Genomic DNA, 21,723 nt, shown 5'->3' with positions numbered 1-21,723 from the left:
CGCCGCCAGTTCGGCCGTCACCGAACCGTCGGCGCACCGTATTACTTCTACCGCGGTCCCCCAGTTCGATCCTTCTCGGGTCAGGCGCTGACAGGCTCGGCGCGCCCGGCTCGGCTTCTTCCACCTCGGCCGAGGGCGAGCACCGCGGCCACACTGATCGGGGCGAGGGTCACGTGACAGAGGGACAGGGTGATCGTGCTCGTGGTGTCGAGGTCGGCCGGCACCGTCATGACGACGATCGTGGCCAGGGCCAGCGCCGGGGCGACGATCACGGCCGTCCGGGTCAGCCACGGGCCCAGACGTGAGAGCAGGGCTACCAGCGAAAGGCCGAGCAGCAGCGGTACGGCGGAGAATCCGGCCACGGTAACGGCGTCGACCTCGTTGAGGGTGCCGTCGGTGGTGAACCGGAAGCTGCCGCCGGCCGCCCGGCCGATCGCGTAGACGACCAGGTTGACGATGACCGCGGCGCCAACGGCGGCGGCGATGACGGCCGGGGCCCTACGCATTCGACTGCTCCCGCTTCAGGAACGCTTCGATGCGGGCGAACGCGCCCTGCCAGACCTCGCCGACGAAGAAGTCGCGGACCTCCGGCACGGGGAAGCCGCTCTGCACGACGGTCATCAATGTGCCGTCGCCTTCAGCCTCGAACGTGACCTCGACGCGCGTGGTCATCTCCAAACCGTCGGGACCGCCGCCCACCGACTCGGTCACCAGGCGGTGCGGGCGGTCGATCTCGAGGAATGTCTGCACCTCGTGGAACAGCGTGTCCTTGTCGGGACCCCAGACGGCGGTCTGCTTGCCGCCGACGCGCAGGTCCACCTCGATCTCGACGATGCCCGGCTCCTCGTCGAGGATGCTGAACCAGATCTTCTGCTTCTCGGCGTCGGTGTACGCGTCGAAGACCTCCTCCGGCGTGGCCGGAAGCTGCCGCGTAACCCGCATTTCAAGCGTCATCGTGTCTACTCCGTCTCGTCGCGCCCACGGCGCTGTTCCGTGTGCTCTTGTTCCTGGCGTTCGCCGGCCCCGCCGGAGCCGCCGCGCTGGTCCGCCCGGTCGCGCTCCCGGTTCCGGCCGGCCTCGTCGCGCGGGCTTTCCTCGCCGTGCGGGTTTGTCTCGTCGCGCCCGCGGCGCAGGGTGAAGTACGCGTCCAGACCGTCGAGACGGCGGGCCCACAAACGCTGGTAGAAGCTGATCCACGCCATCGCGTCGTCGAGCGGCGCCGGCGCGAGACGGCACTGCCGGGCCCGGCCGACCTTCTCGGTGACGACCAGCCCGGCGTCCTCCAGCACCTGGACGTGCTTCTTCATGCCGGTCAGGGTGATGCCGGCCGGTTCGGCGAGCTCCCCGATCGTGGCCGGACCCGCACCGAGCCGGATCAGAACCTCCCGGCGGGTGGAGTCCGCCAGCGAAGCGAACACCCGATCCAGACCCTCTTGCTGAACCATGTGGTTCACCTTACGAAACTGAACCAACAAGTTCAACGTTTCGACCGACGGATCATGAAGTGCTTGAGTGCCCTCGGAGAGATTCGAACTCCCGGCCTCCAGGTTCGCCGCCTGGCGCGCTGTCCCGCTGCGCTACGAGGGCTTCGTGTCGTCGGGTGGTCTCGAACCACCGGCCTCCGCCTTATGAGGGCGGCGCTCTCCCGCTGAGCTACGACGACGGGATCGTTCAGGAAGCGGATCGTCCGCTTCCGGTTCTAGGGTCGGTTCATGCAGTCACGAACCTCAGGCATGTGGTGGGGCATGGCCGTGGAGGCGCCCGACCCGGCCGCCCTGGCCCGGTTCTACGCGGAGCTGACCGGCTGGCCGCTGGTGCACGAGGAGCCCGGCACCTCGATCCTGGCCACCCGCCCCGACGGCTCGAACTACATCGTCTTCCAGCAGGCGACCGGCTACGAGCCGCCCACCTGGCCACCGGCCAAGGGCAGCCAGCGCCCGATGATGCACTTCGACTTCCAGGTCGGAGACCTCGACCAGGCCACGACCGAGGCCGAGTCACTGGGCGCCACGCTCAGCACCCACCAGCCCCAACCCCACGTACGCGTCCTGTTCGACCCCGCCGGCCACCCGTTCTGCCTGGTCCGCGACGACGCCGACGAGTAGGCCGGCAACACCGAGGACACGCGGCCAGCTTGGCCAGGGCACGCGCCCAAACGACGGCCATAACCACCCGACGCTCGCCCGAGAACCGTCTGGGACACGCGGCACCCGCCCACAGAGCAGGCCGGGCGGGTGGCCCCTGGGGCGGCGGCGTGACGCGTTGGCCGGGTAGCGCAAGTATTCCCGTCCAGCGAGCCCGGCGGTCGCCCTACCCGCCGCAGCCGGCCCGCATCAGCCGTCGCCCCATCCCCGTGGAACCTATTAAATTGTCGATCGGAGAAGAACACGGGCGGCAGGACTCGAACCCGCACCTAACGGAGTTGGAATCCGTCGCTCTACCATTAAGCTACGCCCATAAGTCAATTTCCGGCACGCCGAAGAAAGCTCCAAGAATGACACAATCAGCGTCGCCGAAACCCGGTCCGGCCCGGCGCAACCCACCCCTGAGCAATGATCAGGCCGCCGATCGAGAGCCCCCGAGCGGCAACCGTGGCCTTCCTCGCCGCCATCCAGCATCTGCCTGGCCGCCAGCGCGCGGTGGTGATCCTGCACGCTCGCGAAGCACCTGCCCCTGAGCCACGATCACGGCCGCCACGGTCACCTGACCAACGACCAAAGAGACCACTCGAGACAGTGACGGAGACCCGCCTGCGCCGATCAAAGGACCAGCGCAACAGCAAGACACCGCGGAGCAAGGACCAACAGCACAAACGTCGAGACGCCGCGCTCCGCCCCTACCCCGCTCGGCGGATCAGCCCCGAGCCGGCACTGCGGCGGGCCGCGCCCAAGCAGGCACCGACGGCCTCAGAAATCTGAGCCACTCGTCGAGCGTCGCCAGCTCCCGGCCGACCATCGCCGTCTGCCGGCGTATCGCATTCGGGCCTGCGGCGCACAAGCACGGAACGACCCGCGCATCTCCGCGGCACCCACACCAAGGCCGACGATGGCGGCACCATGCCACATCATCTCGATCCCCTTTCGTGCGGCGCTCTCGCGGACTCCTCAAACAATAGGTCCTGCCATTCCCGAGCGCAATTCTTTTTGGACGCGACTTCTAGACTGTTCGCGTGAGTATGAGTCTCGAGTCGGGCAACGTCAGCGGCTGGGTTCACGAGAACAACGTGGTTCGGCTCATGCGGCTGGTCAGCCACTACGTCGATTACCCGTACGACGATCTCGACGAGTCCGCGTTGGACGGCGCGCTCGACGCCACCGACGACGAGCGGGACGACGGCTGGTTCGACTACCCGCTCGAGGGCACGCCGCCGGTCACGGTGCGGCTGGCGCGCTCGCCGGGCAGCGCGGTGGTGAGCGTACGGGTGGATGGGGAGCTTGATCCGGTGCTCGCCGCGCGGGTCGAGACGGTGATCGAGATGCTGTCGGACCCGCCGGGCGCGCGCTGACCGAGCAGTCATGAGCCGTCCGACAACAGAAGCAGGTCCGGAGAGCAGGTCCGGAGAGCAAGGCCGGAGAGCAAGGCCGGAGAGCAAGGCCGGAGAGCAAGGCCGGAGAGCAAGGCCGGAGGAAGCCAGCCGACCGGCAACAAAGCAGGGCCGGAGGAAGCCGCGAACAAAGCAGGCCCGGCGACCCGGGGAGGGCCGCCGGGCCGACGGATCAGCTCACGGCCCAGCCGTCGCCGTACTCGACGAACAGCGGGTCGGTCCGCAGGGTCACGGGACGTTCGACCAGCACACACCGGCGTTCGCCGGGCCACCACCAGCCGCCCGACCGGGTGAGCGCGGCCCACACCTCGAACTCACGCGTTTCCCGTACGGGAGCCAGGCCCGTACGCCGCAGCACATCCGCATAGGCGATCCAGTAGGCATCCTGGTTTCCGTACCACCCGACCGGCACCGGCCCGAGCGCCGCCCGGATCGGCAAGTAGACCGCGGACAGGCGGCGGAACACCTCATCCCGTACGCCTCGGAGCAGCACTTCGCGGAACGGAAGCCCGATCTCCAGGGCCTGTTCGGGTGGCATCGCGGGCCACGTCTCGCCCTTCTTCCGCTTGGGCACCGGCCGGTCGGCGGGCGGTTCCGTGTAGTCGGCCTCCAGCGCGCTCCGCAGCCGGGACAGTCCGGCCGCGATGTCACTGGCCAGCGGCGGATCGTTGAGCCGGGTCCGCAGATCCTCGTGAGCCGGCAACCCGTCGAGGTGTCCGAGCGCGGCCCGCGGCGAGGTCACCCAGACGAATTCGGGGCGCCGACGGCGGTGCCGGGCATAGACCGAGGCGATCGCCTCTTCGGTGGTGCCGTGGTCGACCGGTTTGGTGGTGGTTCCGATGTCGAGCCACTCCCGGCGGATCTCCACTGCCCGGGACCAGAGTTCTTTGCGGAGCGCGGCCTGTCGCCGCGCGGTCGCGATCAAAGCGCGAGGGCGCACGCGCCCTTCCGAGAGAAGGTCATCATGCGTTCATGATGACCTTCCGCCCGGTCGGTCGTCCATCGGTTATCCGGGTGCCGAAGAAGGTGCCGGCGGGTGCCGAAGAAGGTGCCGGCGGGTGCCGAAGAAGGTGCCGGCGGGTGCCGAAGAAGGTGCCGGCGGACGCCGAAGAAGGTGCCGGCGGGTGCCGGTGGACCTACTTGGGTGCCCCGAGATCGTCCAGGGCCTTGACCGAGCCGCGGTGCAAAGGCACCGGATCGGTCTTGCGGGCCTGCTCCAGGGTGATCTCCTTGGCGGCGGCGTTGGCCTGCTCCAGCTGCGGCTTACGGTCGAACAGGGTCTTGGTCAGCACGCAGGCGACGTTGGCGTCGAGGTCGTTCTTCACCAGCAGCATGTTCGGGACGACGATGGTCGGGGTGTCGGCGGCGAGCTTGTAGGTGGCGGCGGGGATGGTCCCGGTCTCGTACACCTCGTTGATCTTCTGCATCTCGGGCAGCAGCGGCGTGATGTCGAGGAACGCGACCTGGCCGCCCGACGTGGTGAGCAGGTCGGTGATGCCGGGGGTGGGCAGGCCGCCCGACCAGAACAGCGCGTCGATCGAGCCGTCCTTCATACCGTCGACGGTCTTGGTCAGGTCGAGCTTCTGGGCGCTGATGTCCTTGGCGGGGTCGAGCCCGGCCGCGGTCAGCAGGCGGTTCGCGATCACCTCGGTGCCCGACTTCGGCGAACCGGTGGAGACGCGCTTGCCCTTCATACCGGCGACGTCCTTGATCCCGGCCGCCTTCCGGACGATCACCTGCGTGTAGTTGGTGTGGATCCGGGCCAGCGCGGCGACCGGTTGCTTGCTGTCGAAGCTGCCGGTGCCGTTGACCGCGTCGGCCGCGGTGTCGGCCAGCGAGAACGCGACCCCGTAGGTGCCGGCGACGAGCTGCTGGATGTTCTGCACCGAGGCGCCGGTCTCGGCCGCGGTCGCCTTGACCTTGCCGCCGGCCGCACCGATCTGCTCGGCGTAGGCGTTGCCGAGTGCGAAGTAGACACCGGTCGCGTTGCCGGTGGCGATCCCGATCCGCGTCTCGTTGGCCACATCGCACGTCACCTCACCCCCCGCGTCGGTCGAGGCGGCGTCCTGCCGTCCCCCACAGGCGGTCAGCGCGCCGGCCAGGGCGAGCGCGGCGCCCACAGCTGCCATTCGTCTCATATCAACCCCGTTCCTCGGTGTGCGTGGTGTCGCGTTCTTCCGTCGCGCGCGGTTCCGTCACGTCCGGATCAAAACCGTTTCCTCGTACGCCCTCACGCCCGCCCCCCGCCGAATCCAGACGTCCCCTCCGTACGGCGTCCGTGGTGCCGCGTTCCCCTGTGCCGCGATCCCTAGTGACAGCGTCCGTAGTGCCGCGATCCCCAGTGCCGCGATCCCCAGTGCCGCGATCCCCAGTGCCGCGATCCCCAGTGCCGCGATCCCCAGTGCCGCGATCCCCAGTGACAGCGTCCGCAGTGCCGCGATCCCCAGTGACACCGTCCGTGGTGCCGCGATCCCAAGTGGCGTGATCCCTCGTTCCGGCGTCCGTAGCGCCGCGATCCCTCGTGACGGCGTCCGTGGTGCCACGGTCCCCAGCCACAGCCCGCCCAGTGCCACGATCCCCAGGTCCGCGATCCCCCGTGACAGCGTCCGCAGTGCCGCGATCCCCAGTGACACCGTCCGTGGCGCCGCGATCCCCAGCCACAGCCCGCCCAGTGCCACGATCCCCAGGGCCGCGATCCCCAGGGCCGCGATCCCCCGTGACGGCCTCCGTGGTGCCGCGATCGCCAGCGCCGCAATCCTCAGTGGGCGCGGCGTCAGCACCATGCGTCGGCACGGCAGCGCGGTCCTCACTTCGTACGGGAAGCGGGTTTTCCGATTGTGGGGCGGTTCGGTCCTCATGTCGTACGGGAATGCTGTCGGTCGGGGGTTGATCTGTGGTGGAACGGCGGCGGTCCAGGGCCGTCCATGTTGCCGCCGCGGCCAACAGCAGGACGCCCAAGCCGATCGTCAGCGGCTCCAGATAGAGGAGCAGCAGCCCGGCCAGCGCCGCCAAGACCCGGGGGCCGGTGGTGGCACGGCCTACGCCCAGCACCCAGCCGCCGGTCGCGACGGCCAGACCGGCCACGCCCAGCATCGCCGCCACCGAGGCCCAGACGATGTCGAGGAACGGGCCGCGGGCGAGCAGGTAGGAGCCGGACGGCGTGAGGACGAACGCGATGGGGGCCAGGAACGCGGGAAGCGCGTACTTGAGGGCCTGCCACATCGTCGGGATCGTGCGTCCACCGGTGATCGCGCTCGCGCCCACCGCGGCCAGGGCGGTCGGCGGAGTGACCTCGGAGAGCACCGAGTAGTAGAAGACGAACATCGCCGCCGCGGGCGCGGGCACGCCCAGGGCCAGCAGCGCCGGGCCGATGATGACCCAGCCGATGATGAAGCTGGCCGTGACCGGTACGGCCAGGCCGAGGATGGCCAGCGCGACCGCGGCCAGAATCACGGTCAGCGCCAGCACGACGGTCGGGTTGTCGGTGACGGCTTGCGCACCCCGTACGAGCAAGGAGGCCAGCTGGGCGCCGAGGCCGGTCTTGGTCGTGGTGGCGGTGATGATGCCCGCGGCGGCGCAGACCGCGACGACCGGCAGCACCCCGCGTACGCCGGCGCTGAGCGCGGTGAACAGCCGTTGCGGGGTCAGCCAGGAACGCCGGTCGAGGAACGAGAGGGCGAAGGCCAGCAGTGTCGCGTAGACGACCGCGCGCGTCGCGCTCTCGCCCAGGGCCAGCAGCAGGACGATCAGCACCAGCGACGAGAAGTGGTAACCGAAGCGGCCCAGCAGCCGCAGCGTGCTGACCGGCGGAGTCTCCAGCGAGCGGACCCGGAACCGCCGGACGTCGATCTCGACCGCGAGCAGGATGCCCAGGTAATAGAGGACCGTGGGGATCATCGCCCAGCCGAGGACGGTCAGGTAGGAGACGTCGAGGTATTCGGCGACGATGAACGCGGCCGCGCCCAGCGTGGGCGGCGACAGGATCGCGCCGACACCGGCCGCGGCCAGCATGCCGCCCGCCTGTTCGGCCGGGTAGCCGGCGCGGCGCAGCATGGGCCAGGTGACCGCGCCGACGCTGACCGCGGTGGCCGTGCCCGACCCCGAGACCGTGCCGAGCAGAAATCCGGCGGCGACCGCGGTCCGCCCGGCGGCGCTGCGCGACTTACGGAACGCGGCCACCGACAGGTCGACGAAGAACCGGCTGGCCCCCGACAGATCAAGCACAGCGCCATAGATGGTGAACAGCACGATGTACGTGGCGGCGACGTCGAGCGGGGTGCCGTAGAACCCGCTGCCCGAGTTGTAGAGCGCGTCGACGATCTGCGAGAAGTCGAGCCCCGCGTGGGCGATCGGCCAGTTCTGGGGGAGCAGGCCGCCGTAGTAACCGTACGCGAGGAAAGCGAGACAGACGACGGGCAACGCCCACCCGGTGGTGCGGCGGCAGGCCTCGACGACCAGCACCAGAAGCACGGCCCCGAACGCGATGTCGGCCGGTTCGAGCAGCCCCTGCCGGTTGAGGAAGCCGTCGTAGCCGCCGCCGAACGGCCCGATCGGATAGAGGCAGACAACGAGGGTGGCCGCCGCGAGAACCCAGTCCAGCATGGTCGGGCGGTCGCTCTTCTTCCGGGTGAGGCGCGACCGGTAGGCCAGGAAGACCAAAGGAAGCGTGCCGGCCAGAAAGATGATCAGGTAGTACTGGCTGCCGCGGGCGAGCGGGCGAAAGACCTGCCAGAGAACCAGAACGGCAACAGCGAACGCGACGACGGCGACGGCCCGGCCGATGCGGCCCTTGAGTTCACGGGCCGGCAACTCTTCGTCGTCGTAGTGCAGGGCGTCGAGCTCCCGAACTTCGGAAGATCGATCATCACCCATGGAACGGACAGTACCGGCTGTAGAGGCGCTTGGTAACCGCACGGTTCATAACGGATCAACAGCAGCTCACGTAACGAATCCCCACGAGACCGACAATCAACGCTGCTACCGGGTGGCAACCGGGCACGACCGGCGGCCGCAACCCGGGGGCCGTGTCATGGAACCTGATCGTCAACGGAGGGGGCCGGATGACCACGCAGGTGAAAGCGAAAGTGCAGCAGCACGGCGTTGGGCTCGCCGTCGACTTCCCGGTGTTGCGCCGCCGTCGCCTGATGGGCCTGGTCAACGGCATCACCGTGACGGCCCTGGCGGGTGAGGACACGGATGTCCTCACCCGCTCGGGCATCGTCCGCGACGACATCCGGCGCAGCTTCGGCATGGCCTCGGGTGTGGCCCGCGGGGTGCCGCTGAGCGTGCGCCTGCGTCTGGTGAGCGCGAACTCGGGACAGCCGCTGGCGGGGCACGCGCTCTACCTCTGGCATGCCGACCGCGACGGCGCCTACTCGCTGCACTCGCCCGGCCTCGAGACGCAGAACTACCTGCGCGGCATTCAGGTTGCCGACCGGCGGGGCTGGGTCGCGTTCACGACGATCTTCCCGGGGGCCGGCGAGGGCCGCTGGCCGCACCTGAGCTTCGAGATCAGCCCGGCGGTGACCGCGGCTCCCGTGCGCGCCGGCCAGATCGGCCTGCCCGCGGATGTCTGCGTCCAGGTCTACGGCACCCCGGCGTACAGGGAGAACGCGACCCACCTGGCACTGGCCGGCCCGGTCGAGGACGACGGCGGTGCGCTCGCCATGGCGACCGTCACCGGTGATCTGGACCGTGGCTTCGTGGCGACGAGGACGATTAGCATCTGAGCCGAGGGGGCTCCGATGACCACGATCTCGTTCCGGGACGCACGCGACTTCCTGCTGGCCCACAGCACGGACTACCCGACCGCGGTCGAGGGGTTCCGATGGCCCGACCTCGGTGACTCCGAGTTCAACTGGGCGCTCGACTGGTTCGACGTGATCGCCCGCGGCAACGACGCGCCCGCGCTCTGGATCGTCGAGGAGGACGGTTCCGAGCAGCGGTTCTCGTTCGCCGAGATGTCCCAGCGCTCCGACCGGGTGGCGGGGTGGTTGCGGGCCCAGGGCGTACGGCGTGGTGACCGCATCGTGGTGATGCTGGGCAACCAGGCCGAGCTGTGGGACACGATCCTGGCCGTCATCAAGCTGGGCGCGGTGCTCATCCCGGCCACTCCCCTGCTCGGGCCCGCCGACTCGGCCGAGCGGGTGGCGCGTGGGGGCGCTCAGCACGTCATCGCCACGTCGGCCGCCGCCGAGAAGTTCGCCGGGGTCCCACCCGAGATCACCCGCATCGCCGTGGGTGAACCGGTCGAGGGGTGGCGGCCATTCCACGACGCTTATTCCGGAAATGTCGGATTCGAAAAGGACGGCGCGAGCCGGGCGAGCGACACCCTCCTGCTCTACTTCACCTCGGGCACCACGGCCAAGCCGAAGCTGGTCGAGCACACCCACGCCTCGTACCCCATCGGGCATCTCTCGACCATGTACTGGATCGGTCTGCGACCGGGCGACGTGCACCTCAACATCTCGTCGCCGGGCTGGGCCAAGCACGCCTGGAGCAACGTCTTCGCGCCGTGGAACGCGCAGGCCTGCGTCTTCATCTACAACTACACGCGCTTCGACGCGGGCCGCCTGATGGCCGAGATGCAGCGCTGCGGCGTGACCAGTTTCTGCGCCCCGCCGACGGTGTGGCGGATGCTCATCCAGTCCGACCTGTCCGCGCTGGCCACGCCGCCGCGGATCGTGGTCGGGGCCGGCGAACCCCTCAATCCCGAGGTCATCGACCAGGTCAGCAAGGCGTGGGGCGTGACCATCCGCGACGGCTTCGGCCAGACCGAGACGACCGTGCAGATCGCCAACACGCCCGGCCAGCCGGTGAAGCCGGGTTCGATGGGCCGGCCGGTGCCGGGCTACCGGATCGCGCTGCTCGACCCGACCACCGGCAAGGAGGCCGAGGAGGGCGAGATCTGTGTCGCGCTCGACCCGCGCCCGGCCGGGTTGATGGTCGGCTACCACGGCGACGCCGAGCTGACGGACGAGCGGATGGCCGGCGGTTACTACCACACCGGTGATGTGGCCGCCCGCGACAAGGACGGCTACATCACGTACGTGGGACGCACCGACGACGTGTTCAAGGCCTCCGACTACCGCATCTCCCCGTTCGAGCTGGAGAGCGTGCTGATCGAGCACGAGGCGGTCGTCGAGGCGGCGGTGGTCCCTTCCCCCGACCCCGTACGCCTCGCCGTGCCCAAGGCCTACGTGGTGCTCGCCGAGGGCTGGCAGGCCGACGCCACGACGGCGGAGACCATTTTCGCGTACGCCCGTGAGCACATGCCGCCGTACGCCCGGATCCGCCGTCTCGAGTTCGCCGAGCTGCCCAAGACCATTTCCGGCAAGATCCGCCGCGTCGAGTTGCGGGAGGCCGAAGCGGCCAAGCACGCGGACCCGGCGGCCACTCCCGAGGGTGAATTCCGCGGCTGATGTGATCTTGGCCGATCGCCGGGCTAGATTGGCGCGATGCTTCGACGGCGCCTGTGGTACCCGCTCGTGGTGGTGCTGTTACTCGGGCAGATGGCGTTCGCCATGGTCACCACCGCCGTCCAGCAGTCCCCGACGATCGACGAGCCGGTCTACGTCGGCACCGCCCAGTACTACCTCGACCAGCACCGCGTGCTTTACAACCCGGAGCATCCACCGCTGGCCAAGCTCGTCATCGCGACCGGGCTCGCCTTCACCGATGCCGAGCTCGATCCCGCGTACCGGGGAAACCAGACGAACCTCGGCCGGCACCTGCTCTATGAGAACGGCAACAACCCGGCCGACCTGATGCTGGCCGCGCGCCTGCCCATCATGGTGCTCACGCTGCTGTTCGGCCTGGCCGTGCTGTTCTTCGCCCGCGATCTGGCCGGACGATGGGCGGGTTTGATAGCCCTTTCCCTGTACGCCTTCTCGCCCGACATCATCGCGCACGGCTCGCTGGCTACGCTGGACGTGCCGGCCGCCGGATTTGTTCTGGTGACGTTCTGGATGCTGTGGCGGGCCCGGGACAAGCCCCGCCTCTATCTGCCGCTCGCCGGGGTGGCCCTGGGCGCCGCGCTCGCCACCCGCATGAGCACCCTTCCCGCCGTACCGGTGGCTCTGCTCCTGGCTCTTCTGGCTCCCGCTGTTGTCACTGTCGCCGGGGACAAGCGCCGGCTGCGGGAGTTAGGGCTGCGGGTGCTGGGCGCGATCGGGGTCGGCCTGATCGCCGTCGCCACGGTGTGGCTCGTCTACCTGATCGTCGACCCGCGGCTGCGCTGGACCACACCCACGTGGCTGACCGACCCGGGCGGCCTCAGAGGGCTCGCCGTCGACCTGCTGCCGCTGCCCCAGTCGTACAAGGACGGGGTGTTGATCCAGTTCCGCTTCGAGAACCGGACCTTCAACGGGTTCCTGCTCGGCGAGGCGTACCGGGGCTCCCTCTGGTACTACCTGCCGGTGGCGCTGCTGATCAAGACACCGATCGGCATGCTGCTGCTGTGGCTGGCCGGCACGATCACGGTGCTGGTGAAAAAGTGGATCGCCGCGCTGTACCTGCTGGTGCCGGCCGGCGTGCTGCTGGCGGTGTCGATGACGGGTTCCCGCGACTACGGCACCCGCTACATCATCTTCATGCCCATGCTGCTCGCCGTGGCCGCCTCCACGGTCGTGCTGCTGCGCCGGCGGTGGACGTGGGTCCCGGCGACGGCGCTGGTCGCGTACGTCGGGGTCAGCTCGCTGTTGACGTTCCCGTACTACCTGCCCTACTCGAACGAGGCCTTCGGCGGCACGTCCAACACCCACAACAACCTGCACGACTCCAACGTGGACTGGGGCCAGGACCTGCCACGGCTGGGCGCCCACCTGCGCTCGGAGTATCCCGGGCAGCCGGTATGGCTGGTCTACAAGGGCGCCGGGGTGCCGAGCTATTACGGCATCGAGGGCCGCAACCCGCTGACCGTGCCGATCGACGAGGTGCACGGCCTGCTGGTCGTCTCGGACTCCCGGGTGGCGCTGGCCCGCAACCGCCTGAAGCAGCTGATCGACACAAGCACCCCCATCGACGAGGTCGGCCACTCCATTACCATCTACCGCCGCTGATTCCCGGTGCCGGCCGTACGCCCCGACGAGCCCCTATCGATCCTGGTGCAGCCGCTGCAGCGCCATCGCGGCGTGCGCGTTTCCCGTCGCGGCCGCGGCCTCCAGCCACCGGTCGGCCACGTTGCTCCGGCGCGACAGCAGCGGGTACAGGTCATCCGGGTGGGCGGTGAAGGGCTGCTCGCCGGCCGTGCCCACCAGCCACGTCGTGCCGCTGGCCAGGTCGCGTTCCAGCTGACCGGCCGACCAGGTCACGTGCCCGGCGAAGACCCGCACCGAGGCGAAGAACTCCGGAGCCCGGCCGAGATCGGCGGCGTCCGGGTCGAGGGTGTAGATATCGCCGGTGACCGGGTAGCTCCACGGCGGCGGGTGATGTCCGCCCCGCAGCCGGCCCAGACACTTGTGCAGGTGGGGTGAGGCCTCGCCGCCGGTGAAAACCATCGACCGTGGGAAGGCATCGTCGCTCAGCACGGCGAACTCGTCGCCGGCCGGCCGGGACGTCGGCTTGTTGAGCAGCAGTCCGTCGGCGCCGTCGGCCCGATGTCGCACCACCATGACGACGGCCGCGCCCTCATTGCGGTGGGACAGGTCGGGGGCGGCGATGAGGAGGGCGCCGGCCAACCCGGCCGGGAAGACCCCGGCCCGGGCGTAGGCGATCTCGTCGAGGAGCCGGTCCGGGTCGACGTCGAGGCGCCGCAGCAGCCTGACGGCGGTGCTTCCGCTGTCGGCCAAAATGGCGCGCAGGACGTGATCGACCCGGATCTGGTCGTCACCCCGATAGGCCGCATCCATCTCGGCCCGGTGCAGCGACCGCGCGGCCCGATCGGTCACCGGCGAACCGGGCGACCGCGCTGGGGACGGCGGGGTGGCCAGGCGGTCGAGCTCGGCTCGCACACGTTCCGCGGTGAGGCCGAGCTTGGGCCACACGTCGGATTCGGGCCGGCCACCATGGCGCAGCAGGCCGAGCAGGAGCTGACCGGTGCCGACCGGCGTGCCGTTCCCGCTCGTCGCCTGAGTGGCGAGGTGCATGACGTGGTCGACGACCGCTCGGTCGGCCGCGTCCGGCCGGGCCCGATGGGTGCGGCGCTCGGGCGTACGGCCGGCGAGATGGTCCAGCAGCGTGATGTGGAGGAACTGGTAACCGTTGGACGACAGACGCATGAGGATGCGCTCGTTCGCGTGGTCGAGGAAGGCGGCCAGCGGCCGGGGGAACGCCCCGGACACGGCTCCCCAGGCTCGGGCCAACGGGCCGGAGCTCCAGGACACCGCACCGCCGCAGAGCGCGGCCCAGCCCACGATGATGCTCGGCCCGACGCAGACAGCCATCGCCTGTTGGGCGAACAAAGAGTCGGCGAGCGGCCCCCGGGCGAGGGCGATCGACGCATACGGGATGGCCGCGATCACCACGAGGGCACCGAGCTCGCCCAGGAGCACCAGTTTCGTTCCGCGCCGACCGCCGTCCAACCCGAGGTCGAGGTCTTTGTCAGAGACGAAAGCGAGCACCAATCCGACGCCCACCGGGCCGAAAGAGTTGATCAGGATGAGTCCGGTGATCAGACCGGGGCCATCGTCGACGAACTCAATCATGAGCCCGATGAGCGCGGCGATAGGCAGCACCATGCCCGCGCCGGCCAGCAGCGCGAGCGGCGAGAACCAGACGGTGCCCAGCCGAGCGACGCTGACCAGGCCGGCGGCCAGGCAGAAGAAGGCCGACAGAGCCGACACGATCCACGCCAGAGTGGCCGTGCCCGTGCTGTGCCCGTTGGTGAGGCGGAGGAGGATGAACACGGCTCCGGCGACCAGAAGCAGGCTCCACAGCGTCGCCATCACGATCGACAAGCCCAACGCCTGCGTTCGGGGCAGCCAGAGCAGGCTGAGGTATTCCCGGCGGAACTCGACGCGGTCGTCCGAGCGCATGCCCCGGGCGATCCGCCGGAGCCATTGCTCGGTGCGGCTCGGCGGAAAGCGCGGATCGCCGAGGTGATCGGTAAGCGCGTCGCGGCGCCGGTGCAGCATCTGCGTGAGGTATTGCCGCCACAACTGGTCGAGCCGTTCGCCGGCCGATCCCTCCTGGATCTCGGGACCCGGTGCGCGGCCACGGTAGGCGAGCACGGCAACCACCAGAGCGAGCGGGTCCTGGAACAGCGTGATCAGGGTGCTGTCGGCCAGGCAGGCCTCGCGCAGCCCGGCGGCCGGCGGACCGGCATCGGCTAGATAACGGTCGATTTCGCCGCTGGTCAGGGGGAGGATCTCGACCGCCAGGCCGAAGTTGAGCCGCGACTGCAACTGGAAGTATTCGGCTTTGCGGCTGGCCACCACCATTCCGAACGTGTACGAGTCGCGCAGTTCGCTGAGCATGCTGGTGCACGCGTCGCGGGCGGTGAGGTCGGGGATCTCGTCGAGCCCGTCGAGCAGCACGACCAGCGGTGATTCGGTGGCGGTGAGCCAGGCCGTCACCTGCTTGACCGGCACCCGATAGCGCGCGGCGATCTCGGCTGCCATCCAGTCGAGCGTGAGACCCACCGATCCGCCGATCCGCGACCACTTCGCGGCTGACAGCGGCAGGAGCACCGGGACGGGCGCCGAAGGCCGGCCCTTGGCGTCCTCGAGAAGGCTCTCCAAGACGTGCAGCAGTTGGGTCGTCTTGCCCGCACCGGGCCGTCCCACGACCAGCAACCGGCGCTCGGCCTCGTCGAGCCGGAACAGATCCGCTACTGAAGTGGCGGGCATCAGTGTCGCGCCGTTCTTGCGGACGCTGATGTTGTGCCGCAGGGCGCCCGAGGCCCGGGCGAAGCCCAGTTCCAGCGGTACGACCTTCTCGAGCGAGTGGGCCAGCACGTCGTCGATCCAGATGCTCTCGACCTTGTGGCGCAACTCGGTCAGGGTGCGATCGCGGTTGTCGTAACGATGTTCGTGCAGCTCCGGCGCGGCGATGGGAGCCGGGCGACCAGTGAACAACGAGACCACGACCGCCGCGACGACGAACAGGACACAGCCGAGGAACAGGTTGCTCTGCATCCATTTCTGGCCTGGGAGCACTGGATTGGCGGCGACCCAGTCACCCAGCGGGGCGAAGTAGACGCCCGCGAACGCCGCCGCGAGCGCCGCCCCGAACGTGAAACCGAACCGTGATGACCATTCGCGCCGGGGCCTGCGCACCACCTGAGGCCTCCTCGCCGCACGACAAGATCGAGATCGATCTACGAGCCGTCGATGCTAACGACGACGCCCGACGCCACCCATCCCCCGAACCGGGGAAGGAACGACGCCGTCAGGGCGACACCGCGACCACTACGGCGGCCTCCTTTTGTTTTCCTTTGCTTTCTTGCTGCCTCGGGCCAATTTGGGAGCGTTCCCACTAGAGTCGCTGCGGCCACCGAACGAGGAAGCGAGGGCCGATGAGCGAGAGTTCGCCGCCACCGTCACGGCACCGCCGGCCGGCCCGCCGGTCGTTGCTCGTCGCCTCGCTCGCGGGGATGCTCGTCGCTGCGGTCGCCTTCCCGGCCGGAGCCTGGGCGCTCGGCTGGTGGGCGCCACCCAGGACCACCGCCGGTTCGACGCCCTCGACCGGCTCGGCGGCGGCAACCCCCGCTCGGCCGCCGGTCCCCGGGGCAACCAATACCAAGCCATCTGCCACGCCATCGGCCGCTAAGAACGCCAAGACCGCCGAGACCAGGACCGGCCCCTGTGGACGGAAGCGCGGCACCACCCCCACCACCCGGATCACGCAGGTCAGCCTCGGCTCCAAGGTCGTCGGGTACGGCGGTGAAGGCGACACCGAAAAGCTCCCCATGGCGATCGCCGCCACGCCGGGCGGCGGCAGCTGGCTGGCCTGGCTCGGCACCGACGGCAAGGTGCACCTGGGCAAGCTGGGCTGCGACGACAAGCTGACCGGCAAGCCGACCACCTTCACCGGGATCGACCTTCAAGACGTGCAGGCCGACGCCAACGGTGGGGTGCTTCTGCTGACCCGCAAGGGCACCTGCCACACCGGGCCGCTGTGCGGGGGTGAGAGCAGCCCGTGCAACACGATGCACATGGTCCGGTTCGACAACGCGGGTCGGCTGGTGTGGGAGCGGCAGGTCACGAACCTGACCAGCGGCCGCGGCGGCTACGACGACGGGGCCCGGTTCGTCTGGTGGTACCAGCACCACGGGCGGCTCGCGGGCGACGGCAGCGGCAACTACGCGGCCTACTTCGGGGTCGCGATCACCGTACGGAACGGCAACTGTGTCGACATCCACCAGGGCGACCGCATGCAGGTGGTCACGGCGGCCGGGAAGCCCGCCAAGAATATAGATGTGGGCTGCAGCCACTCCTGGACGCCGCGCATCGTCTGGGATCCGCGGACGAAGAAGTTCGTCACGGTCTGCGCCACCGACAACGGCTGCCGCATCGCTCAGCCCGCGCCCTACCGCACGGTCGCCAAGGGCACCTGCGACGGCACGCTCTTCGGGGGCGACCTCGTTCTGGCCAAGACCAAGGGCTACTGGACGGCGTGGAGCCAGGGCGGCCAGGTGCGGCTGTCGAACTTCAGCGGCCGGACCGTCACCACGGGCGTCTCGTCACGGCATCCGCACCTGGTGACGTACGGGAATGGTCGCATGCTTCTGACCTGGCAGTCGGGAACGTCGATGCGGGCCCAGGTCCATGACTCGGGTACGGCGGCGGCACTGGGCAAGCAGTTCACGATCGCCGTGAAGGACCACGACTACCAGGCCTTCAAGGCGTACGCGGACGGCAGCGCGGCCTACCCGGCGGCCGGCCCGAGCAGCGGCACGATCAAGATCGCTCGAGTGATGCCAAGTTAGGACAGGCCGAGGATGCCGACGGCCTTCTCGCGCATCTCGACCTTGCGGACCTTGCCGGTGACGGTCATCGGGAATCCGTCGACGACGTGGACGTAGCGGGGCACCTTGTAGTGGCTCAGCTTGCCCGCGCTGAACGCCCGTACGGCCTCCGCGGTCAACGGTGTCGCACCGGGGCGCATGACCACCCAGGCCATCAGCTCCTCGCCGTACTTGCTGTCGGGCACGCCGATCACCTGCACGTCGGCGATGTCGGGGTGGGTGTAGAGGAATTCCTCGACCTCGCGCGGGTAGACGTTCTCGCCGCCGCGGATGACCAGGTCCTTGATGCGGCCGACGATGTTGACGTAGCCCTCGTCGTCCATCGTGGCCAGGTCGCCGGTGTGCATCCAGCGGGCGGCGTCGATCGCCTCGGCCGTCGCGTCGGGCTGGTTCCAATAGCCGAGCATCACCGAATAGCCGCGGGTGCACAGCTCGCCCGGTTCGCCGTGCGGGACGACCCGTCCGGTGTCGGGGTCGACGACCTTGGACTCGAGGTGCGGCATGACCCGGCCGACGGTCCCGGTGCGCCGGGCCAGGGTGTCGTCGGGGCGGGTCATGGTCGAGACCGGTGACGTCTCGGTCATGCCGTAGCAGATGGCGACCTCGCTCATGTTCATCTCGGCGACCACCCGCTTCATCACCTCGACCGGACAGGGCGATCCGGCCATGATTCCCGTACGGAGGGTGGACAGGTCATACCCGGCGAAGTCGTCCAGGCCCAGCTCGGCGATGAACATGGTCGGCACCCCGTACAGGGAAGTGATCTTCTCCGCACCGACGGCGGCGAGCGTGGCGGCGGGGTCGAACCCGGGCGCGGGGCAGCACGATGCAGGCGCCGTGCGAGGTGGCCGCGAGGTTGCCCATCACCATGCCGAAGCAGTGGTAGAGCGGAACGGGCAGGCAGACACGGTCGTGCTCGGTGTAGTTGATCAGCTCGCCGACGAAGTAGCCGTTGTTGAGGATGTTGTGGTGCGACAGCGTGGCGCCCTTGGGGAAGCCGGTGGTGCCGGACGTGTACTGGATGTTGATCGGGTCGTCGAAGGCCAGGCCGGACATGTCCACTTTGTCACCCGAGAGGAACAGGTCAGAAAATCCCGACGTGCCGATGAAGACAGCGTCGCCGAAGCCGATCTCGGAGACCATCGCGCGATAGTCGCTGGTCTTGAACGACTCGGCGCTGACGAGCAGGCTGAGCCCCGACTGCTCGACGACAAACTTCAATTCGTGCGTCCGGTACGCCGGATTGATGTTCACGAGAACGGCGCCGATCTTGGCCGTCGCGTACTGGGTGATCACCCACTCGGCACAGTTCGGCGCCCAGATGCCGACCCGGTCGCCCTTGCTGATGCCCCGCGCGAGCAGCCCCCGGGCCAGCCGGTCGACGTCCCGGTCGAACTCCGCGTACGTCCAGCGCCGCCCCGCCGCCACGTCGACCAGGGCCTCCCGATCCCCGAAGCGCGCGACCGTGCGTTCCAGGTTCGCGCCGATCGTCTCACCGAGAAGGGACAGGTCCGAGACACCCGAGGCATAGGACGACATGTGGGCAGCATCACCTATTTCCTCGTACGGAAGCTAGGGTCTGCTGGTGGGAATGCGTCGAGTGATCGTCTCCAGCGACGGAGTGTCGGTAGTTCCGGCCGAGGCGCCGGAACCTGGTCCGGGTGAGGTTCTGGTGCGCACCGCCGTCGCGGGCGTCTGCGGATCGGACACCCATGCGCTGGCCGGGCTGCATCCGTTCATCCAGCTTCCGTACGCGCCGGGCCACGAGGTGTGCGGCACGGTCGAGGCCACGGGGTCGTCGGTGACCGCGGTGACGGTGGGTCAGCGCGTCACCCTCGAACCGTTCCTGCCCTGCTGGGAGTGCAAGCAGTGCCTGGCCGGGCGGCAGAACGTCTGCGAGCGGCTGCGCTTCTTCGGCTGCGCCCACGATCAGGGCGGCATGGCCGACTACTTCACGGTCGACGAGCGCCGGCTCCACGTGATCCCGGATGCGCTGACCTGGGAGCAGGCCGCTTTCATCGAGCCGCTGGGCACTCCGGTGCATGCGGTGGGGCTGGCCGGGGGCGTACGGGAAAAGGCCGTGGCGATCCTCGGCGCCGGCACCATCGGCATCCTGACCCTGCAGGTGGCGCGGGCGTACGGCGCTCGCCGGATCGTGATGACGGCGCGGTCGCAGGCGTCGCGCGACCGGGCTCTGAGCTTCGGGGCCGACGCAGTGGTCGACGCCTCCTCGCCGTCGTGCGCCGAAGACGTGCGGGCGGCCCTCGGTGAGAGCGCCGACGTGGTGTTCGACTGCGTGGCCGAGCAGTCGACCACCGATCAGGCGCTGGCCATGGTGATGAAGGCGGGCACGGTGATCGTGGTCGGGGTGCCGCCGGCCGACGTACGGATCCCGTTGCCGCTGATCCAGGACGCCCAGTTGCGCATCCAGGGCAGTGCGACATACCTGCCGGCCGACTTCACCGAGTCGATGCGGCTGCTGGTCGAGGGCGGGGTCGACGTCTCCCGCATGGTCACGGCGAAGCACCCCCTGGACCAGGCCGCGGCCGCCTTCGCCGACGCCGCCTCGGGACGCCACCTGAAGGTGCTGCTGATATGACGGACTACGACGTCGTGATCGTGGGCAGCGGCTTCGGCGGCAGCGTCAGCGCCCTGCGCCTGGCCGAGAAGGGCTACCGGGTCGGCGTGCTCGAGGCGGGCCGGCGCTTCACCCCCGAGACCCTGCCCAAGACGTCGTGGGACCTGCGCAACTTCCTGTGGGCGCCCAAGCTCGGACTGCGCGGCATCCAGCGGATCACCCTGCTCAAGGACCTCGTGGTGCTGTCGGCGGCCGGGGTCGGCGGCGGTTCCCTGGTGTACGCGAACACGCTCTACCGCCCGCCGCCGTCGTTCTTCGCCGACCGGCACTGGGCCGCGATCACCGACTGGGCCGACGAGCTGGCGCCGCACTACGACCAGGCGTCCCGCATGCTCGGCGTGACCGAGCAGCCCTCGATGACCCCCTCCGACGTGGTGATCCGGCAGGTCGCCGACGACATGGGGGCAGGCGGGACCTTCCGCCGTACGCCGGTGGGGGTGTTCTTCGGCGAGCCCGGCCGGACGGTGCCCGATCCGTTCTTCGGGGGAGCCGGACCCGCCCGTACGGGATGCACCGAGTGCGGCAACTGCATGATCGGCTGCAAGGTGGGTGCGAAGAACGCCCTGGACGTCAACTACCTGCATCTGGCCGAGCGGGCCGGGGCTGTGGTGCATCCGTCCACATCGGTCACCGGTTTACGGCGGCGCCCGGACCACTGGGAGGTGACCACCTCACGCGGCACCTTCACCGCTCGCGACGTGGTTCTCGCGGCCGGGGCCCTGGGCACGCAACGTCTCCTGCACGCCCTTGTCGCATCGGGCGTTTTGCCTGATTTGTCGCCGCGGTTGGGGCACCTGACGCGCACGAACTCCGAAGCGCTCCTGGGCGCTCAGACGGCCGCGGTTCCGGCCGAGCCGTTCTCGCGCGGGGTGGCGATCACGTCGTCGTTCCACCCCGACGAGACGACCCACATCGAGCCGGTGCGCTACGGCCCCGGCAGCAACGCGATGGGCCTGCTCACCACCATGCTCGTCGACGGCGGCGGACGACTGCCCCGGCCGGTGCGCTTCCTCGCCCAGGCGCTGCGACACCCGTACGTGCTGATCCGCTCGTTGTCGGTGCGGCGCTGGAGCGAACGTACGATCATCGCGCTCGTCATGCAGACGGCCGACAACTCGCTGACCGTACGCCGCACCCGCCGCGGCCGCCTGACGACCGGTCCCGGGCACGGCGCGCCCAACCCCACGTGGATCCCGATCGGGCACGAGGCGGTACGCCGGATAGCGAGCCGGATCGGCGGCTTCCCCGGCGGCGGGGTCGGCGACATCTTCAACATCCCGATGACCGCACACATCCTGGGCGGCGCCACTATCGGCGAGTCCCCTGCCACGGGCGTGATCGACGCTTATCACCGCGTTTTCGCGTACGAGGGTCTGCACGTCATCGACGGCTCGGCCGTTCCCGCCAACCTCGGCGTGAACCCGTCCCTGACCATCACCGCGCTAGCCGAGCGGGCCGTCTCCCTATGGCCCAATCGTGGCGAACCCGATCCGCGGCCGCCGCTGGGTTCGCCGTACGTGCGGGTGGCCCCGACCGCTCCCGTCTCCCCCGCCGTGCCGTCCCACGCTCCCGCCGCGCTGCGCTTCAACCGGTAGCGCCCTCTTACTCCTGCGTGACCGGCCGGTGAGCCCTAGC

The 21,723-nt window shown here is 69.5% G+C and carries 15 protein-coding genes, 3 tRNA genes and 2 pseudogenes; 8 read left to right on the top strand and 12 right to left on the bottom strand.

From position 1 onward, the window contains the following. Positions 1 to 80 precede the first annotated feature (80 nt). The 5 genes and pseudogenes from JIG36_RS47330 to JIG36_RS47310 all read right to left on the bottom strand — a co-directional run bounded on the left by JIG36_RS47330 (position 81) and on the right by JIG36_RS47310 (position 1,663). Positions 81 to 506, bottom strand: coding sequence for a DUF6069 family protein (locus JIG36_RS47330; RefSeq protein ID WP_203383491.1), 426 nt, complete (start codon positions 504 to 506; stop codon positions 81 to 83). Then, the gene (locus tag JIG36_RS47325; protein WP_203383490.1) at positions 499 to 954 is read right to left on the bottom strand and encodes an SRPBCC family protein; all 456 of its coding nucleotides are present in this window, start codon (positions 952 to 954) and stop codon (positions 499 to 501) included. The genes JIG36_RS47330 and JIG36_RS47325 overlap by 8 nt, the downstream gene beginning before the upstream one ends. 173 nt (positions 955 to 1,127) lie before the next feature. Beyond that, a pseudogene (locus JIG36_RS54545) lies at positions 1,128 to 1,445 on the bottom strand (ArsR/SmtB family transcription factor); the annotation flags it as partial. Between the two features lie 68 nt (positions 1,446 to 1,513). Continuing rightward, positions 1,514 to 1,587: transfer RNA gene (locus JIG36_RS47315), tRNA-Arg, on the bottom strand. A 4-nt stretch (positions 1,588 to 1,591) separates the two neighbouring features. After that, positions 1,592 to 1,663, bottom strand: a tRNA-Met gene (locus tag JIG36_RS47310). Positions 1,664 to 1,712: 49 nt separating this feature from the next. Between JIG36_RS47310 and JIG36_RS47305 the strand changes: the two genes are divergently transcribed. Continuing rightward, positions 1,713 to 2,105, top strand: coding sequence for a VOC family protein (locus JIG36_RS47305; RefSeq protein ID WP_236049821.1), 393 nt, complete (start codon positions 1,713 to 1,715; stop codon positions 2,103 to 2,105). A gap of 281 nt (positions 2,106 to 2,386) precedes the next feature. Here JIG36_RS47305 and JIG36_RS47300 read toward each other — a convergent pair. Beyond that, positions 2,387 to 2,458, bottom strand: a tRNA-Trp gene (locus tag JIG36_RS47300). Between the two features lie 711 nt (positions 2,459 to 3,169). Here JIG36_RS47300 and JIG36_RS47295 point away from each other — a divergent pair. Continuing rightward, entirely contained in the window at positions 3,170 to 3,505 is a 336-nt protein-coding gene (locus JIG36_RS47295) for a hypothetical protein (RefSeq protein ID WP_203383488.1), read from the top strand. A gap of 211 nt (positions 3,506 to 3,716) precedes the next feature. Here JIG36_RS47295 and JIG36_RS47290 read toward each other — a convergent pair whose 3' ends face one another. The 3 genes from JIG36_RS47290 to JIG36_RS47280 form a co-directional block, all read right to left on the bottom strand. Then, positions 3,717 to 4,412, bottom strand: coding sequence for a DUF6745 domain-containing protein (locus JIG36_RS47290; RefSeq protein ID WP_203383487.1), 696 nt, complete (start codon positions 4,410 to 4,412; stop codon positions 3,717 to 3,719). Positions 4,413 to 4,680: 268 nt separating this feature from the next. Beyond that, entirely contained in the window at positions 4,681 to 5,673 is a 993-nt protein-coding gene (locus JIG36_RS47285) for a TAXI family TRAP transporter solute-binding subunit (protein ID WP_236049819.1), read from the bottom strand. A gap of 10 nt (positions 5,674 to 5,683) precedes the next feature. Continuing rightward, positions 5,684 to 8,416, bottom strand: coding sequence for a TRAP transporter fused permease subunit (locus JIG36_RS47280; protein ID WP_236049818.1), 2,733 nt, complete (start codon positions 8,414 to 8,416; stop codon positions 5,684 to 5,686). A 188-nt stretch (positions 8,417 to 8,604) separates the two neighbouring features. Here JIG36_RS47280 and JIG36_RS47275 point away from each other — a divergent pair, with 188 nt between their 5' ends. The 3 genes from JIG36_RS47275 to JIG36_RS47265 are packed head-to-tail and all read left to right on the top strand — an operon-like array spanning position 8,605 to position 12,603. Further along, the gene (locus JIG36_RS47275; protein WP_203383485.1) at positions 8,605 to 9,273 is read left to right on the top strand and encodes a dioxygenase family protein; all 669 of its coding nucleotides are present in this window, start codon (positions 8,605 to 8,607) and stop codon (positions 9,271 to 9,273) included. Positions 9,274 to 9,288: 15 nt separating this feature from the next. Next, positions 9,289 to 10,965: an AMP-binding protein gene (locus JIG36_RS47270; protein ID WP_203383484.1), complete on the top strand. Its 1,677-nt coding sequence runs from the start codon at positions 9,289 to 9,291 to the stop codon at positions 10,963 to 10,965. A gap of 36 nt (positions 10,966 to 11,001) precedes the next feature. After that, the gene (locus JIG36_RS47265; RefSeq protein WP_203383483.1) at positions 11,002 to 12,603 is read left to right on the top strand and encodes an ArnT family glycosyltransferase; all 1,602 of its coding nucleotides are present in this window, start codon (positions 11,002 to 11,004) and stop codon (positions 12,601 to 12,603) included. 33 nt (positions 12,604 to 12,636) lie between these two features. Here JIG36_RS47265 and JIG36_RS54540 read toward each other — a convergent pair whose 3' ends face one another. Next, positions 12,637 to 15,762, bottom strand: coding sequence for a YqgE/AlgH family protein (locus JIG36_RS54540; protein WP_203383482.1), 3,126 nt, complete (start codon positions 15,760 to 15,762; stop codon positions 12,637 to 12,639). A gap of 236 nt (positions 15,763 to 15,998) precedes the next feature. Here JIG36_RS54540 and JIG36_RS47255 point away from each other — a divergent pair, with 236 nt between their 5' ends. Then, positions 15,999 to 17,411 (top strand): alanine and proline-rich secreted protein Apa, encoded by a 1,413-nt coding sequence (locus JIG36_RS47255; protein ID WP_236049817.1) that lies wholly within the window; start codon positions 15,999 to 16,001, stop codon positions 17,409 to 17,411. On the opposite strand, the gene JIG36_RS54860 is transcribed toward JIG36_RS47255, so the two are convergent. Both JIG36_RS54860 and JIG36_RS54720 read right to left on the bottom strand, forming a co-directional pair. Then, positions 17,408 to 17,773 carry an AMP-binding enzyme gene (locus tag JIG36_RS54860; protein WP_438870812.1) on the bottom strand — a complete coding sequence of 122 codons (366 nt, stop codon included), beginning with the start codon at positions 17,771 to 17,773 and terminating at the stop codon, positions 17,408 to 17,410. The genes JIG36_RS47255 and JIG36_RS54860 overlap by 4 nt on opposite strands. 129 nt (positions 17,774 to 17,902) lie before the next feature. Then, a pseudogene (locus JIG36_RS54720) lies at positions 17,903 to 18,989 on the bottom strand (AMP-binding protein); the annotation flags it as partial. A 52-nt stretch (positions 18,990 to 19,041) separates the two neighbouring features. Between JIG36_RS54720 and JIG36_RS47245 the strand changes: the two are divergent. Continuing rightward, complete coding sequence (locus JIG36_RS47245) at positions 19,042 to 20,049, top strand: zinc-dependent alcohol dehydrogenase (RefSeq protein ID WP_203383538.1); 1,008 nt, start codon at positions 19,042 to 19,044, stop codon at positions 20,047 to 20,049. Beyond that, on the top strand, positions 20,046 to 21,683 hold the full coding sequence (locus JIG36_RS47240) for an FAD-dependent oxidoreductase (RefSeq protein ID WP_203383481.1): 1,638 nt from the start codon (positions 20,046 to 20,048) through the stop codon (positions 21,681 to 21,683). Before JIG36_RS47245 ends, JIG36_RS47240 begins: the two co-directional genes overlap by 4 nt. The last annotated feature ends 40 nt before the right edge of the window (positions 21,684 to 21,723 follow it).

The sequence above is a fragment of the Paractinoplanes ovalisporus genome (assembly GCF_016834655.1).
GTDB lineage: Bacteria > Actinomycetota > Actinomycetes > Mycobacteriales > Micromonosporaceae > Actinoplanes > Actinoplanes ovalisporus.
Note: the sequence above shows the minus strand (reverse complement) of the source record. Positions and strands in the feature narration are given on the sequence as shown.

Excerpts from the sequence above, each read along its gene's own strand:
- JIG36_RS47330 (WP_203383491.1), bottom strand. The coding sequence starts at position 506 with ATGCGTAGGGCCCCGGCCGTCATCGCCGCCGCCGTTGGCGCCGCGGTC.
- JIG36_RS47325 (WP_203383490.1), bottom strand. The coding sequence starts at position 954 with ATGACGCTTGAAATGCGGGTTACGCGGCAGCTTCCGGCCACGCCGGAG.
- JIG36_RS47305 (WP_236049821.1), top strand. The coding sequence starts at position 1,713 with ATGCAGTCACGAACCTCAGGCATGTGGTGGGGCATGGCCGTGGAGGCG.
- JIG36_RS47285 (WP_236049819.1), bottom strand. The coding sequence starts at position 5,673 with ATGGCAGCTGTGGGCGCCGCGCTCGCCCTGGCCGGCGCGCTGACCGCC.
- JIG36_RS47280 (WP_236049818.1), bottom strand. The coding sequence starts at position 8,416 with ATGGGTGATGATCGATCTTCCGAAGTTCGGGAGCTCGACGCCCTGCAC.
- JIG36_RS47275 (WP_203383485.1), top strand. The coding sequence starts at position 8,605 with ATGACCACGCAGGTGAAAGCGAAAGTGCAGCAGCACGGCGTTGGGCTC.
- JIG36_RS47270 (WP_203383484.1), top strand. The coding sequence starts at position 9,289 with ATGACCACGATCTCGTTCCGGGACGCACGCGACTTCCTGCTGGCCCAC.
- JIG36_RS47265 (WP_203383483.1), top strand. The coding sequence starts at position 11,002 with ATGCTTCGACGGCGCCTGTGGTACCCGCTCGTGGTGGTGCTGTTACTC.
- JIG36_RS47255 (WP_236049817.1), top strand. The coding sequence starts at position 15,999 with ATGAGCGAGAGTTCGCCGCCACCGTCACGGCACCGCCGGCCGGCCCGC.
- JIG36_RS54860 (WP_438870812.1), bottom strand. The coding sequence starts at position 17,773 with ATGGACGACGAGGGCTACGTCAACATCGTCGGCCGCATCAAGGACCTG.
- JIG36_RS47245 (WP_203383538.1), top strand. The coding sequence starts at position 19,042 with ATGCGTCGAGTGATCGTCTCCAGCGACGGAGTGTCGGTAGTTCCGGCC.
- JIG36_RS47240 (WP_203383481.1), top strand. The coding sequence starts at position 20,046 with ATGACGGACTACGACGTCGTGATCGTGGGCAGCGGCTTCGGCGGCAGC.